At 68.4% G+C, this 14,911-nt stretch carries 15 protein-coding genes; 5 read left to right on the top strand and 10 right to left on the bottom strand.

Annotated features, from left to right (window positions below):
- Position 1: 1 nt before the first annotated feature.
- Both ACI8U3_RS13170 and ACI8U3_RS13175 read left to right on the top strand, forming a co-directional pair.
- Positions 2-712, top strand: coding sequence for an NAD-dependent deacylase (locus ACI8U3_RS13170; RefSeq protein WP_415015333.1), 711 nt, complete (start codon positions 2-4; stop codon positions 710-712).
- 64 nt (positions 713-776) lie between these two features.
- Positions 777-1,445: a DUF6498-containing protein gene (locus tag ACI8U3_RS13175; protein WP_415015334.1), complete on the top strand. Its 669-nt coding sequence runs from the start codon at positions 777-779 to the stop codon at positions 1,443-1,445.
- Here ACI8U3_RS13175 and ACI8U3_RS13180 read toward each other — a convergent pair.
- Complete coding sequence (locus ACI8U3_RS13180; RefSeq protein WP_415015335.1) at positions 1,420-1,971, bottom strand: hypothetical protein; 552 nt, start codon at positions 1,969-1,971, stop codon at positions 1,420-1,422. The two genes, ACI8U3_RS13175 and ACI8U3_RS13180, sit on opposite strands and share 26 nt — an antisense overlap.
- Before the next feature lie 75 nt (positions 1,972-2,046).
- Positions 2,047-2,619 (bottom strand): OmpA family protein, encoded by a 573-nt coding sequence (locus ACI8U3_RS13185; RefSeq protein WP_415015336.1) that lies wholly within the window; start codon positions 2,617-2,619, stop codon positions 2,047-2,049.
- A 577-nt stretch (positions 2,620-3,196) separates the two neighbouring features.
- On the opposite strand from ACI8U3_RS13185, the gene ACI8U3_RS13190 reads away from it, so the two are divergent.
- Positions 3,197-3,739: a hypothetical protein gene (locus ACI8U3_RS13190; protein WP_415015337.1), complete on the top strand. Its 543-nt coding sequence runs from the start codon at positions 3,197-3,199 to the stop codon at positions 3,737-3,739.
- Positions 3,740-3,755: 16 nt separating this feature from the next.
- Here ACI8U3_RS13190 and ACI8U3_RS13195 read toward each other — a convergent pair whose 3' ends face one another.
- From ACI8U3_RS13195 to ACI8U3_RS13215, 5 genes are read right to left on the bottom strand one after another with little or no spacing between them, the layout of a single operon-like run.
- Entirely contained in the window at positions 3,756-4,565 is an 810-nt protein-coding gene (locus ACI8U3_RS13195) for a hypothetical protein (protein ID WP_415015338.1), read from the bottom strand.
- Positions 4,566-4,580: 15 nt separating this feature from the next.
- Entirely contained in the window at positions 4,581-5,354 is a 774-nt protein-coding gene (locus ACI8U3_RS13200) for an RNA methyltransferase (protein ID WP_415015339.1), read from the bottom strand.
- 36 nt (positions 5,355-5,390) lie between these two features.
- Positions 5,391-6,854: a tetratricopeptide repeat-containing sulfotransferase family protein gene (locus ACI8U3_RS13205; RefSeq protein ID WP_415015340.1), complete on the bottom strand. Its 1,464-nt coding sequence runs from the start codon at positions 6,852-6,854 to the stop codon at positions 5,391-5,393.
- A 4-nt stretch (positions 6,855-6,858) separates the two neighbouring features.
- Positions 6,859-7,881 carry a S1/P1 Nuclease gene (locus tag ACI8U3_RS13210; protein ID WP_415015341.1) on the bottom strand — a complete coding sequence of 341 codons (1,023 nt, stop codon included), beginning with the start codon at positions 7,879-7,881 and terminating at the stop codon, positions 6,859-6,861.
- Positions 7,882-7,941: 60 nt separating this feature from the next.
- On the bottom strand, positions 7,942-8,616 hold the full coding sequence (locus ACI8U3_RS13215) for a nitroreductase family protein (protein WP_415015342.1): 675 nt from the start codon (positions 8,614-8,616) through the stop codon (positions 7,942-7,944).
- Positions 8,617-8,755: 139 nt separating this feature from the next.
- On the opposite strand from ACI8U3_RS13215, the gene ACI8U3_RS13220 reads away from it, so the two are divergent.
- Positions 8,756-9,277 (top strand): 3D domain-containing protein, encoded by a 522-nt coding sequence (locus tag ACI8U3_RS13220; RefSeq protein WP_415015343.1) that lies wholly within the window; start codon positions 8,756-8,758, stop codon positions 9,275-9,277.
- Here the strand turns inward: ACI8U3_RS13220 and ACI8U3_RS13225 are convergent, their stop codons facing one another.
- Positions 9,278-10,390, bottom strand: coding sequence for a PepSY-associated TM helix domain-containing protein (locus ACI8U3_RS13225; protein ID WP_415015344.1), 1,113 nt, complete (start codon positions 10,388-10,390; stop codon positions 9,278-9,280). It lies immediately after the preceding gene.
- Entirely contained in the window at positions 10,390-12,438 is a 2,049-nt protein-coding gene (locus ACI8U3_RS13230) for a TonB-dependent receptor plug domain-containing protein (protein ID WP_415015345.1), read from the bottom strand. Before ACI8U3_RS13230 ends, ACI8U3_RS13225 begins: the two co-directional genes overlap by 1 nt.
- Before the next feature lie 196 nt (positions 12,439-12,634).
- On the opposite strand from ACI8U3_RS13230, the gene ACI8U3_RS13235 reads away from it, so the two are divergent.
- The gene (locus ACI8U3_RS13235; RefSeq protein ID WP_415015346.1) at positions 12,635-14,098 is read left to right on the top strand and encodes an alanine/glycine:cation symporter family protein; all 1,464 of its coding nucleotides are present in this window, start codon (positions 12,635-12,637) and stop codon (positions 14,096-14,098) included.
- Positions 14,099-14,152: 54 nt separating this feature from the next.
- Here ACI8U3_RS13235 and ACI8U3_RS13240 read toward each other — a convergent pair whose 3' ends face one another.
- Complete coding sequence (locus tag ACI8U3_RS13240) at positions 14,153-14,881, bottom strand: TlyA family RNA methyltransferase (protein WP_415015347.1); 729 nt, start codon at positions 14,879-14,881, stop codon at positions 14,153-14,155.
- Positions 14,882-14,911 lie beyond the last annotated feature (30 nt).

Raw genomic sequence — 14,911 nt, forward strand, 5'->3', positions numbered from 1 at the left:
CATGAGCAAACGAAATCTCGTCGTCCTGACCGGCGCCGGCATCTCGGCGGAATCCGGCGTGCCCACGTTCCGGGCGGCGGACGGACTGTGGCTGGGTCATCGGGTCGAGGACGTGGCGACGCCCGAGGCGTTCGCGCGCGATGCGGCGCTGGTGCAGGACTTCTACAACCAGCGGAGGCGACAGCTGGCGACCGTGCATCCCAACGCTGCGCACCGGGCCCTGGCGGAACTGGCGGCGCGATGGGAGGGCGACTTCCTGCTGGTGACCCAGAACGTGGACGACCTGCACGACCGCGCCCATGCGGAGGTTCCGCCCGCGACCGGATTCGAGCTGATCCACATGCATGGCGAACTCAAAAAGGCGCGCTGCACGGCATCGGATGTGGTCTGTGACTGTCCCGGCGATCTGGAACCAGACCACGTCTCGCCACACCATCCAGCCGGCCGGCTACGCCCGCACATCGTATGGTTCGGGGAGATCCCGCTGGAGATGGAGCGTATCGAACAGGCCCTCGGCCAATGTGACCTGTTCCTGTCCATCGGTACGTCAGGCGCTGTGTGGCCGGCGGCGGGGTTCGTGCAGCTCGCCCGCATGGCCGGAGCGCGGACCGTTGAGATTAATCTGGAGCCGACAGCCGGCCGGCGGCGGTTCGACGAAGGCGTCTATGGTCCGGCCTCTGAGGCCGTGCCGACATTTCTGGAGGCGCTCTGAGCGTCATCTTCCGTCAGCGGTCCAAGCCCTTTTCGTCGGCTCCGTCACAGGCCAGTGTGCCGTCATGGCGGGCAATGTGATCACGGGCATGGGACGGCGGCTGGGCGGGGCGCGGCTTTTGCTGATCGTCCTGCTGAACCTCATTCCGGTCGGCGGAGTACTGTGGCTGGGCTGGGACGCCGGGCAGATCCTGATGCTCTACTGGGTCGAGAACATCATCGTCGGGGTGATGAGTCTGGTCCGCATCCTGACCGCCCGGCAGCCGGACACCCTGGCGCCGGGTTCGGCGCAGATGGGAACGATCGGCGTCGGCTGCTTCTTCATCGTCCACTACGGGCTGTTCACCCTGGTCCACGGAGTCTTCACCATGGTCCTCGCGAGCAGGATCATCGACGGCGAGGACGGGCTGTGGGAGCGGGTGTTCGCCAATCCCACCTTCCACTGGGCCGTGTTGGGGGCGGCTGTGCTTCAGGTGGTGATCCTGATCCGCGAATGGTGGTCCAGCGGTCTCTGGCGCCGGTCCTCGCCCGGCATGGAGATGTTCCGGCCCTACGGCCGCATCGTGGTTCTGCACGTGACGGTGCTGGCCGGGGCGTGGTGGCTCAGCGAGACCTCGGCGCCGGCGGCGGCGGTGCTCATTTTGTGTTTGATGAAGGCCGTGGTGGAGCTGGCCATGACCGCCGTCACGTCGCCGTCAGCGGCGCCTGTCAGCGCCCGTGCGGATCGACGCTGAAGATCAGGGCGAGTTCGGCGCCGGGCGAGAAATTGGCTCCTCGGATGGCTGAAGCCTGAACATCGGCGGCAGGGTTTGTGTCCATCCAGACCACCACGTCAGTGTGGGCGTTATTCCGCCCGGTTTCGTCCAGAATCCGGCTCAACCTCAATGCTTCCAGATGGGTGTCCGCTGCGTCGGCGACGGCGGCGACGGTCCCCTCCTCCACGCCGATCACGCAGTGCCCAATATGATAGGCCTGCCCCAGCATCACGCCGCCGCCCTGGGAGCGGACGAGCAGAACCTGACCGGACGGCACAGATCGATCGAGAAGGAGGTGGCTTCGACCGTCAACCTGGCGATAGCCCAGCGCCTCGGCCGCGCGCACCGCGCCCACCATGTCCCCGGTCCGGACGTAGGGAACGCAGACGCTCTCCAGCAGTCTGTTCACGATGACGGGTACGTTTTGGGACTGGCTGACTGCGCGCTCAGCGCCGACAGTGACGACCAAGGCCATCAGAGCGGCTGTCCAAAATCTCGAAACCATGACGGCCTCCTCTCCTTGGCAGGAAAGGAGGCCTGACACGACGGGGCGAAAAACGCTCCTTGCCGAACCTGACGTCTAGGACAGGACCACGATCGCGACCCGGCGGTTCTGGGCGCGTCCCTCGGGGGTTTCGTTGGGGGCGACCGGCTCGCTCTCGCCGTACGAGATGGTGGCCATGCGGTTCAGGGCCACGCCCTGACGGTTCAGATAGCGGCGCACGGCTTCGGCGCGGGCCTGCCCGAGCTCGTCGTTGTAGGCTTCCGGGCCGGTGGAGTCGGTGTAGCCCTGAATCTCCAGATAGACATTGGCGTTCTCGGCGCGCAGGCGCTGGGCCAGTTCGTTCAGGCGCTGCTCGGCTTCCGGCGACAGGCTGTCCACGTCAGTCGGGAACTTCACCGAATCGTCCGACAGCACGACTTCGTAGAGGAACTTGCCCTCGGCCAGCACGTGGGCGTCGTTGGCGCGCTGCAGGGCCTGTCCTGCGGTGCCCTCCACCTGGGTGACGCGGTTGTCGGTGGCGGTTACGCGCTGGTCGACCACCGCCACCTCGTCACGGACGAAATCGCGGGTGGCGCACGCGCCGGCCATCAGGCCCACGGCGGCGACGGCGGCGCCGGTCTTCAGCATCCTGAGTGTGGAAGTGTTCAAGTCGGATCTCCATCCCATTGGGGGCGCCACGCCCATCGTCGCGCACCACCACGTTTTTCGGCACGGAAGGCGGCTTGATGACGCGCTTTTGACCAGAAAATGTCAGCTTGACCGTAATATCGTGTTAGTTTTCGCAATAATATTGTTCTTGCGGGAACCCTGCCGGAACAGGAAGCGTTGGGCCGCTCGGAGGCCAATGGCCAGATGCGGTCCCGCCTTCATCTATCACTGATCTTATTTTGACAGTCTTCACGGCCCTGATCGCCACGATGCTGACGCGGGCGAACTTTTTTCTGCGGACGTGAGCGATTTTTCGAGATCCGGCGCCCGTCGCCCCCGCTGGAGCCGTCTGGCCGTCCGGTCCAGCGTCTTTCTGATCATCGCGGGACTCGAGGCGGCGATGCTGCTGGGTTTGTCCCGGCGCGGTCCCATGGAACAGCCTCCCGTCCCGCCGCCGGTGGTCGTCAGCCTGATCGATCCACCACCGCCTCCTTCGCCACCGCCACCGGTCCCTGAACAGGTTCCAGAGGAGTCGCCGTCCCCCGCCGACGCCGCGCCACCGGAAACGGCCCCGCAGATGGCGCCGCCCTCTTCGCCCCCGCCGCCCGTGCGGCCGCCGCGCACGCCGCCTCCGCCGGAGGTGGAGACGGTCCCTATCACCCCCTCCGCGCCCGCCCTGCCGGTGCTGACGTCATCGCAGATCGCGGGGGCGCGGACGGCCGGACCGGGTGCGGGCGGCGGGGCCGGCGGCGCGGGATCGGGATCGGGCGCGGGGGGATCAGGCGGCGGCTGCGACATGGTCCGCCGTCTTCAGGATGCGCTGCGCGGCGACGCCGAGGTCCGCGCCGCTATTGATGCGGCCAGCCTCCAGCTGAACGCTTCCGGCCGCGCCATCCAGGTCTGGGACGGCGACTGGCTGCAGAACGGCGACGAGGCGGGCAAGGGTCTGGCGGGCGTGCGGCAGGCCATCGCCATGGAGGTCGCCTTCGCCCCGGCCGAATGCCGCGCCGAGCGCATGCGCGGGCTGGTGCTGCTGTCGCTGGGCGACGGCTCCGGCGCGTCGCGCGTTGCGCTGGGAACATCGGCGTGGCGCTGGTCGGACCTGCTGGAGATCGAGTGAGGCCCCTTGAGAACGCTCAGGGTTGATCCGACGCCCGTAACCACCGGCCAGGCATCAAGCTGTGTATGCCCTCCAGGGAATTCGGAAGTGCGGAGGTGGGCACATCGGCGACCTGCCGCAGCAGGTCGATCGGAAGCAGGAAGAAGGTGTTGCTCATGATGCTGCGGTAACCGCTGCAACAAGGTGGCGGCGGCGGTGTGTGCAGGACAGTCACTGCCCAACCGCTCGACGCCTGTATGGCAACGGCGTCGAACACGATGATCGGATGATCCATCGGCGCTCGCAAATGAGAACATCGCGAAAGCGGTTTCACCTCACCGTCGATCGGCACGCCGGGAAGACTTGGCACTTGCGCAGGTCCGTCGATGCGTCCCACGCCAAATATGCGACCGGGCCCCAGCGGCAGTCCCAATTCGCGGGCCAAGCCTCGACAGAAATCTCGCTCGAGAAGCCTCGCGCCAGACGGAGGTCGATTGAACACCACCTTCGCCACAGAGTCGGCACCGTCCGAGTATTCGCAGAACGCAGCATCGGTCTCCACCTGCCCGGGCAAAGCCCCCGCCCCAACGGCCGAAAGCACTATGCCGGCGCCGAGCGACGGGCACTCAAACCCGCTCGCTTTGTGGCGGAGCCCACCATCCACAATCTCAAAAACGCCCGCCGCTTCGGCCGGAGCGTCATCCAGAATCCCGGCCAGCGGCAAAGGCGTGCTGGCGCGATAGGGTTGTGAGATCGCATCGGTGGCGGCCAGGCAGAAGGCCAGCCCCATGCATAAAAGTATCGTCCGGAACATCATTCGGCGAATGAGCCACGCTTCATGCAGCATGTGAAGAGCGCGCCTTCATTCCCCGCGCGCCTTCTTCTCCGCCATCTTCGCCAGCACGCGGCCGCGCCCCTTCGACAGGGCGTGGATCACGCCGCGGAAGGTGGCCACCTCCTGCTCGGTGAAGGCGGCCCGGCCCAGCATGACGCGCAGGTTCTGGCTCATGGACCGCTTCTTCTCCGGCGGATGGAAGAAGCCGCCCGCGTCCAGTTCGGCTTCCAGATGCTCGTACATGCCCCGCAGCAGGTCGCTGGACGCCGGCGGCTCGCCCTGGCGGAACTTCGGCGGCGGGGCGTCCAGAACAAGCGTCCGCCATTCATAGGCGTTGATGGCCACGGCCTGGGCCAGGTTCAGCGAATGGTGGCGGGGGTCGATGGGGATGGTGACGATGCCCGAGGTCAAGGCGATGTCGGTGGTCTCCAGCCCCGCCCGCTCGCCGCCGAACAGCAGCCCGGCCTTCAGGCCCGAGGCGGTGTCGTCATAGAGCACGCGGGACGCCTCGCGCGGGGTGCGCACCGGCTGGCGGGTCTCGCGCGGGCGGGCGGTGGTGGCGAACACGGTGTTCAGGTCGGCGATGGCCTCGGCCACCGTACCAAACACGCGCACGCCCTCCAGCACCCAGTCGGCGCCGGACGCGGTGGCCCAGGCCCGGTCCTGGGGCCAGCCGTCGCGCGGCGCGACCAGCCGCAGGTCCGCGAGGCCGAAATTGGCCATCACCCGCGCCACCGAGCCGATGTTGTCGGCCATCTGCGGCTTGTCGAGGATCACGGCGGGCGGGGTCAGTTCGGTCATGTCGCTCCCCTACAACCCCGAACGCCGCGGCGAAAGTCAGGCCCGGTCCAGGGCGGCCTTCAACGGTCCCAGATGGGGCTCGTAGTTGCGCCAGCGGCCCGACGCCCGGCGATACAGCGGCTCACGCACCTGCCACACGCTGGCCGTCCGCACGGCGTTGTCCAGACCGTGGAACGACAGGCAGCCGTCCTCCCAGTCCAGCCCGCAGAAATCCAGCAGGCCGCGCACCTTCGCTTCCGGCTCAGCCACCAGGGCGTCGTAATCCAGTGTGTGGATGTCGTCCGGCCACAGGGACTTCCAGTGATCCATCAGCCGCTCCTGCTGGATCAGCCAGTGGGCCGCGTCCTCCAGATCCAGCGCCCACGGCATGGCGTGGCTGAGGTGCAGGAACCAGCACGACAGGCAGTTGTCCATCGGGTCCCGGCGGGTGTGGATGATGCGCGCGGCTGGAAACAAGGTCTTGATCAGGCCCACGTGCAGGAAATTGTCCGGACGCTTGTCGGTGATCACATCGGCGCCGGGAAGGCGCGCGCGAAGGCCGTCCAGATAGGTCCCGCGCAGGGCCGCGATCCGCCCGGCGTCCAGCGTCTTCAGGCTGTCCGGCCACGGCTGCAGTTCACGGCTGACGAGAGCGGGCAAAAGCTCCAGCTCGCCGCCCGGCGTAACCCGGCTGTGGGCGGCCAGGATCTGTTCGGTCAGGGTCGAGCCGGAGCGGAACATGCCGCAGATGAAGAGGGGGGCGTTGTCGCCGCCCTCACCGTTCCCCGCGTCGGGAAAGGCCGCAATCAGCTGGTCCACCACCGCCTCCTGCGCCGCCCGATCATAGCGAGCGCCGGGCGGGCCGGGGATCAGGCGGCTGTCGCGGTTGGCCTGGGCATAGGCCGCGAAAGCCTCATCATACGCGCTCGCCTCGTCCAGCATGCGACCGAGGGCGAACCCCAGGTCCGCCCGCGCCATGCGCTCATCCGGCGATCCCGCGCCGATGGCCTTCAGAGCCGACCGGAGCCGCGCAATCAGTGGATCGTCCGGACCCGAGGCCCGCGCCACCCCCGCCAGGCGGGCCAGCGCCAGCACATTGCCGGGTTCCAGCGTCAGGGCCTGTTCATAAGCCGCGCGCGCCGGGTCGCGCCGTCCGCGGTCCTCGTGCAGATTGCCCAGATTGAGCCACGCGGGCGCAAAGCGGGGATTCAGCTTCAGTGCGGCGTTCAGCTCGGCTTCCGCCTCGTCAGGTCGATGCAGGTCCTCCGACAGGATCACGGCCCGGTTCAGCCGCGCCTCCTCCGGCCCCCGAACGCCGAGCCTGATCGCCTGATCATAGGCGTCCAGCGCCGCATCCGAGCGGCCGATCCTTCGACGCAGCCTGCCCAGGTCGAACCAGACGTCGGTCAGCTCGGGCCGCAGCGCCAGCAGGGCTTCGAACCCCGCGACGGCCTCGTCCAGCCGCCCCGCGTTCTGGTGGTCGAGCGCCTGTTTCAGCCAGTCTTCGGGCGATCGCGCCAAAGGGTCAGTCCGTCCCGATCATGGCGTCCCAGGGATCGGCGGTCCCCGCCTCCACCTCGGCCACGGCCACGGCGGGCCAGCCCACGCGGGCGTTCGCGCTCTCGCGCCAGGCCAGCACGATCAGGTCGCGCAGTTCGCCGGCGCCGGCGCCCAGCCGCTCCACCGCGAAGGCGCCGCCGCGCGCGTCGCCCTCAGCAAAAGCGCCGTCCCGTTCCAGCCGGTAGAATGGCGTCACCTGCGCCAGGCTGTCGCCCAGATAGGCGGCCGTGCGGCGCTCGATGGCGGCTTCGCTCAGGTCCGCCTGGGGCATGGCGGTCTCCACCAGATCCAGCCGCGCCACGCCGCGCACATAGGCGCCTTCGAACAGCCCGTGGGTGCGGCGCGAGCGGGTGAAGCCTTCCGGGTTCGCGGTGTCGCCGTCCCAGCCGTTGTAGTGGATGGTGGTGTGCAGGGGCTGGCTGGCGTCGCCCACATAGTGCGCCCACACGCCCAGGTCGCGGATCAGCAGGCCCTCGCGGCGGCGGCGGTCCTCGGCGTACCAAGCGCGGCGGGCGGGATCGGTCTCGCGGGCCTCGGCGGCGTTCAGCACGCGCCAGTAGGCGAAGTCGCGCACCAGCTGCTGCCAGCCGTCGATCAGGGCGTAATAGAGGTATCCGGCGGTGTCGACGCTGAGGCCCGCCCGGGTCAGGGCGGCGTCATATTCGCTGCGCAGCTCGGGCATGGCGTCGATGTGCGGGCCGGCGGGGGTCAGCACATGGCCGGTGTCGTCGAAGTCGATGAAATGGGCGGTGTCACGCTCGCGGGCGTGGGTGCGGGGCCCGCCTTTCCAGCGGTCCGGTTCGCGGGCGAGTTCGCCGACCTCGGTCGCGGCCTGGGTGGTGCGCAGGAAGGCGGGGATTTCCTCGGGCAGCTGGCGCATGGCCGCCACCCCGATCAGACGGTGGCCCGTGGCGCCCCAGGCCCCCACGTCGGCGGCGGGCGCGGCGATCAGGGCGACGGCGGCGAGGGCGATCAGGGTGCGTTTCATGACGAGCATCCGAGTTGAGTCTGTTTCTGCGCTTAGCCCATCACGCGGTGCGTCTCCACCTCAGATCCAGGTCGCGATCGCCGCCAGGGGCTTCTTGTCCAGCGCCGCGAGGGGAACGGTGGCGCCGGGCGCCGGATGTCCGGCCACCAGCAGCAGGAACGGCTTTTCGTTGTCCGGGCGGCCGCAGATCTCGTTCAGAAACCCCATGGGCGCGGGGGTGTGGGTCAGGGTCGCCAGCCCCGCCTGATGCAGGGCGCAAATCAGCATGCCCGTGGCGATCCCGACGCTTTCGTTGACATAGTAGTTCTTGCGGTCGTCGCCGGGCTGGGGGCCGCCGCGCTTCTGGCCGAAGACCGCGATGAGGACGGGCGCGACCTCCAGAAAGCCCTTGTCCGGGTCGGTGCCCAGCGGGGCCAGGGCGTCCAGCCATTCCTGCGGCGCTTTTTCAGCATAGAATTCGCGCTCCTCCGCCTCGGCCGCCTGGCGAATGCGGGCGCGGGCCCCGGCGCTTTCGATCACCGTGAAGAACCAGGGCTGGTGATTGGCTCCGGACGGGGCGGAGCCGGCGGTCAGGATGGCCTGCTCCACGACCGTGCGGGGGACGGGTCGGTCCGAGAACTCGCGTACGGTGCGCCGCCGGGACATGTGTTCGCGGAACGCGGTCGCGGCGGATGTCATCGCCTCATCCGAGCGCTCGGGATATCCGGTCAGGGGCGTGGATGGGTGGTCGCGCATGCAGGTCTCCGAAAGCCGCTGCCTCTTGCATGCCGCCGCGCGGCGTCGCGGTCCACCGCTTCGCCACGATTTCGCCAGCAGGATGAGTCATTCAGCCCCCGCCGGCGATCACGGGGGCCGGCGTCATCGAGTCCGATTCATGCTGACCATCGCCGCCGCCATGGCCGCCCTGATGATGCTGTTCGCCGACCCGGCCCAGGCCGAGCCGGCGCTGGAAGGCCCTGTGGCCTACAGCGAGATCATCGCCGAGGAACAGGCCGCTGCGGAGGCGCAGGCGCTGCTGGAAGCGTCGCTGCATGAGGCCGAGCCCGACTGGCGACTGTCGGCGCGGCTGTATCACGCGGGCGGCGGCGGGGCGACGGGTATGGACTCCCTGGGGTGCCAGCCCATCGCCATGCGCACCGTGGCCATCGACCCCCGCGTGGTGCCCCGCCGCACCCGCCTGTACATCCGCGAAACCGTGGGCCTGCGTCTGGCGGACGGCAGCACCCACGACGGGTTCTGGTACGCCTCGGACACGGGCGGGGCCATCAAGGGAAACAAGATCGACCTGTACACCGGCCACGGGCGCGGCTCGATGGCGCCGGTCATGCCCCTGAACATGTCGACCCTGACGGTGGTGGACGCCGGTCCGTTCGAGGGCTGCCCGCCGGCTGAGTGATCAGGCCGACCTGCGCCTACGTCTGAGCCACAGATCCACACCGGTCCAGCATAAGGCCGCCGTGACGATCCCGCCCAGGAAGACCAGCGCCCGCCCGATCTCGCCGAACGCCTGGCCCGAATGCAGCGGATACTGCCAGGCGAAGAAGGCGTCGCCCGCGCCCTCGCCGTTGTCGTGACGGCTGGCCACCACGCGGCCGTCGGTCATGTCCACATAGGTCCACAGCCGACCCTGATAGTCCGGATCGCGCGGGTCGAAGGTGCGCACGCCATAGACGCCCTTGCGCGGGATCAGGCGCACGCTGTCCACATCCTCCGCCGGACCCACGCGGGCCATGGCCTGTTCGATGGAGACGGCGGGCGTTTCGACGGGGCGATCCGGGAAGGAGAAATCCAGCCGTTCGGACACGGGCGCGACCAAGCGCACCGCCGTCCGGCTGTCCTCCGGCCAGGCCAGGGTCACGCCGGTCAGGGCCAGAACGAAGGTCACCGGCCAGGCCCACATGCCGGGCGCACGGTGCCAGTCGAACAGGCGGCGCAGGCTGCCGGCTCGCCCCTTCAGCCGGAAAGCGTCCTTCCACAGGGCGATGCGGGGCACCGCCAGCACCACAGCCAGAAAATGGTCGATCAGCCAAAGCAGGCTGACCAGTCCGAAGAACCACGTGACCCACGGCGCGGTCAGCAGATCCACATGCAGGCCGTAGAACAGGTCCGGCAAATGATGGCGGTGCAGCGACCAGACCCCGCTTTCGCGCCAGCCGATGAAGGCCCCGGTTTCGGGATGGCCGAACGCCTGGACGGACACCTCGCGTCCATCAACCTGAGCGGAGCCGATCATCCAGATGGACTCGCGCGGACGATCTGGAAGATCGATGTGCCAGGCGGTGAACTCGGGCAGTTCGGCCTTCGCCGACGCGATCGCGGTCGTGACCGGCGCCTCCACAGCGGGGGCGGACGCGGCCTCGGCCAGGCGCAGGTCCGGGTTCAGCGCCGTGTCCAGCTCGTCGTAGTAGGTGATGACCGACCCGGTCACCGCGAGCAGCAACAGCCACAGGCCGGCCAGAAGGCCGAACCAGCGGTGCCACAACCGGATCGCGGGCCGGGCGCGGCGCATCAGAAGCGGTACGCCACCGTCAGGCGGACGTTGCGGCCCGGCTCGTTCACCCCCTGAACGATCTCGTACCCGGGAATGTCGCTGTAGTCGGCGGGGCTGGCGTGGGCGCGGTAGGTCTCGTCGAACAGGTTGTAGACCGCCGCGAGGATTTCCACGTCCGGATTGGCGAACGGCGCCCAGCGGCCGAACAGGTCCACGGTGGTGTAGCCGGGCTTGTCCACGAACTGGGTGTCGCCGATCCAGCCCAGCTCGACCTCGCGGTACAGGACCTCGATGTCGTTCAGATCGTCATAGCGGGTGACGCTAGCCTGGAACGACAGCTGGTCGGACGGGTCATAGCTGGCCGTCAGGTTCCAGCTGTCGCCCATGGAGTTGCCCAGGGCGATCTGTTCATACCCCTCGATCTGGCGGTCGTTCAGCTCGGAATCGTAGCTGTTGAAATAGGCGTCCACGGCGAACGGGCCGGTGCGATAACCGGCGCGCAGCTCGATCCCGTCGGACTCATAGCGGCCCACGTTCTCGTAATAGGTGGAGTTCTGCGGCGCGGGGCCCGAGCCCAGCTGGTCCAGGATCACATTGTCGATGGCCATGTCGTAATAGACCGCCGAGGCCGTGAAGCCATCGCGCGCCCAGGCCACGCCGACCTCGAAATTCTCCACTTCCTCGGGCTGAAGTCCGGGCTGCAGTGAGATGCGGCCGGGACGCTGCTCGATGGTGAAGGCGTCGCCGATCTCCTTGCCGCGGAAGGCCTCGGCGTAGCCGATGTTGAAGGTCAGGTCCGTGGTCAGGTCGTATTCCAGGCCGGCGTTGAAGCTGAAGCCGTCGCTGGCGGTCTGGTCGTTGAAGGTGATCTGCTCCAGCTCATAGTCGTCATAGCGGGCGCCGAAGCTGACCAGCAGAGCCTCGGTCGGGCGCCAGTGGTCCTGAACATAGACCGCCGACAGGGTTCCCTCCTCGGTGAAGCGGCCCACCGCAGGATCCCAGGCCCAGGGGCCCCACACGGCGGGATCGTCCAGATACTGGCTGACCACCTCGTCGCGGCGATGCTCGACGCCCGCCGTCACCCGGTGCGCACCGATGTCGAAGCGTCCGCGCAGGTCGAAGCCGATGCTCTCGATCTCGGCGCCGTACAGGCCCCAGCGATCATAGCGGTCCTGAGTGAACTCGGTGCGGGTCCAGTAGCCGGTGGCCTCCAGATCCCAGCCCAGGCCGGAATCAAAGCCATAGTTGGCCACGGCCGTGCGGCGCTGACCCTCGCCCGGGAACAGCACATCGCCCGCCAGAACGGGCCAGTTGGGCCGCTGGCCGAACTCGCCTTCCTCGTCGCGCATCTCGTAGCTGACGGCCATACGGTGACCGCCGCCAAGTTCGCCACCCAGCTTGATGAAGCCCAGGCGCTGCTCCGCCGCCGTGCCGCGCAGGACGTCGCCGTCGCCGTCCTCCACCTCGTCGCGATTGACCACGACATAAGAGGCCAGCAGGCCGACCTCGCCGAACAGGCGGCCGAAGCCGGTCAGGCTGTATTTCTCGCCGTCATTGGAGAACCAGCCCGCCTTCGCGATGCCGCCGAAGTCACGGCCGTCACGAAGCATGTCCACCGGATCGACGGTGCGGAACCGGATTGCGCCGCCAACCGCGCCGAAGCCGGCGGTCGCCTCGCCGGCGCCGGTCTGCAGTTCGACCGTCTCCAGCAGTTCCGGCTCGATGGAGACCCGGCCGATGTGATGGAACAGGGTGCCGCGCTGGGGGGCGCCGTCCACGGTGACGTTCAGCAGCGAATCCTCGAGGCCGCGCACATAGATCTTCTGGGCGATGCTGACGCCGCCGCCCACCGCCACCGAGGGAGTTGAGCGGAAGATGTCCTGCAGGTCGTTGGCCTGGGTCAGCTGAAGCTCTTCGCGGTCCAGCACCACGTCCGTCAGGGCGCCGACCACCACGATTTCGTCCACTTCCACCGGCTCGGCGGCAGGCGCGACCTGGGCCATGACAGGCTGGGCGAGAAGCAGCGGCGCTGTGGCTACGGCGGCGAAAAGCGTGTGGCGAAGCATGGACATCCCCGATTTCTGCAACGGGCGCCTGCATACGCGACAGACATCTGCGGTCAAGGCAATTGCGACCGCTTCTCATTATTCTTCTCAACCTGTGACTGAACCGTCGCCCGCAGGGCTGGCCATGAGCTCCGTTTACCGTCTAAGTAACGCCCAGTAACGGCCCGTGAGTGCGGGCGTTGGGGGATTATCCGATATGACGACACCGGCTCCTCAGGGGATCGAGGCCTTTTACGCGGGCGTGACCAACGTCAGCGATTTCATCTGGGGCGGAACGTGGAACGGCGAGGCGCTCATCCCTTTCCCGCCCATGGTCATCGTGCTGCTGGGCGTGGGCGCCTGGATCATGATCGGCCTGCGCTTCTATCCGATCCTGAAGCTGGGCGAGGCCTTCGCCGGGCTGTTCAAAAAGAGCACGTCTGGCAAGGGCGAGATCTCGCCCTTCGCGGCCCTGTCCACCGCCCTGTCGGGCCAGGTGGGCACCGGCAATCTGGCAGGCGTCGCCACGGCCCTCACCCTGGGCGGCCCCGGCGCCCTGTTCTGGATGTGGGTAACGGCCCTGTTCGGTATGGCCCTCGCGTTCGCGGAGGGCTCGCTGGCGGTGCGGTTCCGTGACGTGGGGCCTGACGGCGCCTACCGCGGCGGGCCCATGAGCTACATCATGAAGGGCCTGGGCAAGAAGTGGACCTGGCTAGCCATCCTGTTCTGTCTGGGCACCCTGTTCTCGGCCATCGCGACGGGCAATATGATCCAGTCCAACTCCATCGCGGACTCCATCACCAGCCTGGCGCCGATCCCGGAATGGGCGGCTGGCCTGTTCGTGGCCGCGGCCGTGTTCGTGGTCATCATCGGCGGCATCAAGTCCATCGGCAGCGTGGCCGAGAAGGTCGTGCCGATCATGGCCATCGCCTATCTGCTGATGGCGCTGCTGGCCCTGATCCTGAACATTGAGGACCTGCCGGCGTCGTTCGGCCTGATCTTCAGCAGCGCCTTTACCGGCACGGCGGCCACCGGCGGCTTCCTCGGCGCGGGCGTCATGATGGCCATCCGCGCCGGCGTGGCGCGCGGCCTGTTCTCCAACGAGGCGGGTCAGGGCTCGACCCCCATGGCCCACGCCGTGGCCCAGACCGACGATCCGGCGCGTCAGGGCCGTTTCGCCATGATGGGCACCTTCATCGACACCATGATCATCTGCACCATGACCGGCCTGGTCATGCTGACGGTGCAGGGCGCCTTCCCCGCCGGCGACGGCGTGGTGGAGCATGTGTGGAACTCGGACCTGCGCGGGTTCGAGATGACCTTGGCGGCCTATTCCGCCGTGTTCCCGCAGGTGCTGTTCGGGGCCACCACCATCGGCGGACTGGTGGCGTCGGTCGCCCTGATCCTGTTCGTGTTCACCACCCTGCTGACCTGGAGCTACTACGGCGAGCGGGCGGCGACGCACCTGTTCGGCCAGCGGGTCGCCATTCCGTGGCGTCTGCTGTGGGTGGGCATGATCTTCGTGGGCTCGTTCCAGCAGATCGAGTTCGTCTGGCGCATGGGCGACATCTCCAACGCCGCCATGGCCCTGCCCAACCTGGTGGCCCTGGCCGCCCTGTCCGGCGTCGTCTTCGCCCTGGCGCGCGGCGACAAGACGGCGGGCAAGGACCACGTGGACTGAGACCCGAAGGCCCTCTCCCGTCGGGAGAGGGCCGTTTCGGCCCGCTGACGCCGATCAGGCGCGCCGGGTCGCCCAGACCAGATATTCGCGATTGCCGTCACCGCCGGTGATGGGGCTGTCAGCGGTCTCGCGGACGGTCCAGCCCTGCTCGCCCAGCCAGGCGACGGCGCGGTCCAGTGCGGCGGCGCGGGCCTCGGCATCGCGCACCACGCCCTTGCGGCCCACCTCGCCCCGGTTTTCCATCTCGAACTGCGGCTTGACCAGGGTGACCAGATCGGCCCCCGGCGCGGCCAGCGACAGGGGGGTGGGCAGGGCCTTGGCCAGGCCGATGAAGCTGACGTCGCAGACGATCAGTTCGGGCGCCCGGTCGATGATGTCGGGCGTCAGATTGCGGGCGTCGGCCTTCTCCAGATTGACCACGCGGGGGTCGGCGGCCACGGCCGGGTGCATCTGGCCCTGTCCCACATCCACAGCGTAGATGTGGGCGGCGCCGCGCTCCAGGCACACCTCGGTGAAACCGCCGGTGGAGGCGCCCACGTCCAGAACCACCCGCCCCTCCACCGCCACCGGCCACAGGGTCAGAGCGTGATCCAGCTTCAACGCCGCGCGGCCCACGAAGCGGTGCGCCGGCTCGGCGGTGAGGACGGCGTCCTCGTCCACTTTTTGCGCCGGGGCCTTTGCAGGCTCGCCGTCCACCGTCACCCCGCCCGCCTCGATGGCGGCGCGGGCGCGGGCGCGCGTGTCGAACAGACCGCGCGCGACCAGAAGAACGTCGAGGCGCATCAATCCTCCCCCTTTGGGGGAGGGGGACCA

The sequence above is a fragment of the Brevundimonas sp. genome, assembly GCF_047617075.1.
Taxonomy (GTDB): domain Bacteria; phylum Pseudomonadota; class Alphaproteobacteria; order Caulobacterales; family Caulobacteraceae; genus Brevundimonas.

Bases quoted from the DNA above. Each gene is read 5' to 3' on its own strand.
- ACI8U3_RS13170 (WP_415015333.1), top strand. From the start codon at position 2: ATGAGCAAACGAAATCTCGTCGTCCTGACCGGCGCCGGCATCTCGGCG.
- ACI8U3_RS13175 (WP_415015334.1), top strand. From the start codon at position 777: ATGGCGGGCAATGTGATCACGGGCATGGGACGGCGGCTGGGCGGGGCG.
- ACI8U3_RS13180 (WP_415015335.1), bottom strand. From the start codon at position 1,971: ATGGTTTCGAGATTTTGGACAGCCGCTCTGATGGCCTTGGTCGTCACT.
- ACI8U3_RS13190 (WP_415015337.1), top strand. From the start codon at position 3,197: ATGGCGCCGCCCTCTTCGCCCCCGCCGCCCGTGCGGCCGCCGCGCACG.
- ACI8U3_RS13195 (WP_415015338.1), bottom strand. From the start codon at position 4,565: ATGCTGCATGAAGCGTGGCTCATTCGCCGAATGATGTTCCGGACGATA.
- ACI8U3_RS13200 (WP_415015339.1), bottom strand. From the start codon at position 5,354: ATGACCGAACTGACCCCGCCCGCCGTGATCCTCGACAAGCCGCAGATG.
- ACI8U3_RS13210 (WP_415015341.1), bottom strand. From the start codon at position 7,881: ATGAAACGCACCCTGATCGCCCTCGCCGCCGTCGCCCTGATCGCCGCG.
- ACI8U3_RS13215 (WP_415015342.1), bottom strand. From the start codon at position 8,616: ATGCGCGACCACCCATCCACGCCCCTGACCGGATATCCCGAGCGCTCG.
- ACI8U3_RS13220 (WP_415015343.1), top strand. From the start codon at position 8,756: ATGCTGACCATCGCCGCCGCCATGGCCGCCCTGATGATGCTGTTCGCC.
- ACI8U3_RS13225 (WP_415015344.1), bottom strand. From the start codon at position 10,390: ATGCGCCGCGCCCGGCCCGCGATCCGGTTGTGGCACCGCTGGTTCGGC.
- ACI8U3_RS13230 (WP_415015345.1), bottom strand. From the start codon at position 12,438: ATGCTTCGCCACACGCTTTTCGCCGCCGTAGCCACAGCGCCGCTGCTT.
- ACI8U3_RS13235 (WP_415015346.1), top strand. From the start codon at position 12,635: ATGACGACACCGGCTCCTCAGGGGATCGAGGCCTTTTACGCGGGCGTG.
- ACI8U3_RS13240 (WP_415015347.1), bottom strand. From the start codon at position 14,881: ATGCGCCTCGACGTTCTTCTGGTCGCGCGCGGTCTGTTCGACACGCGC.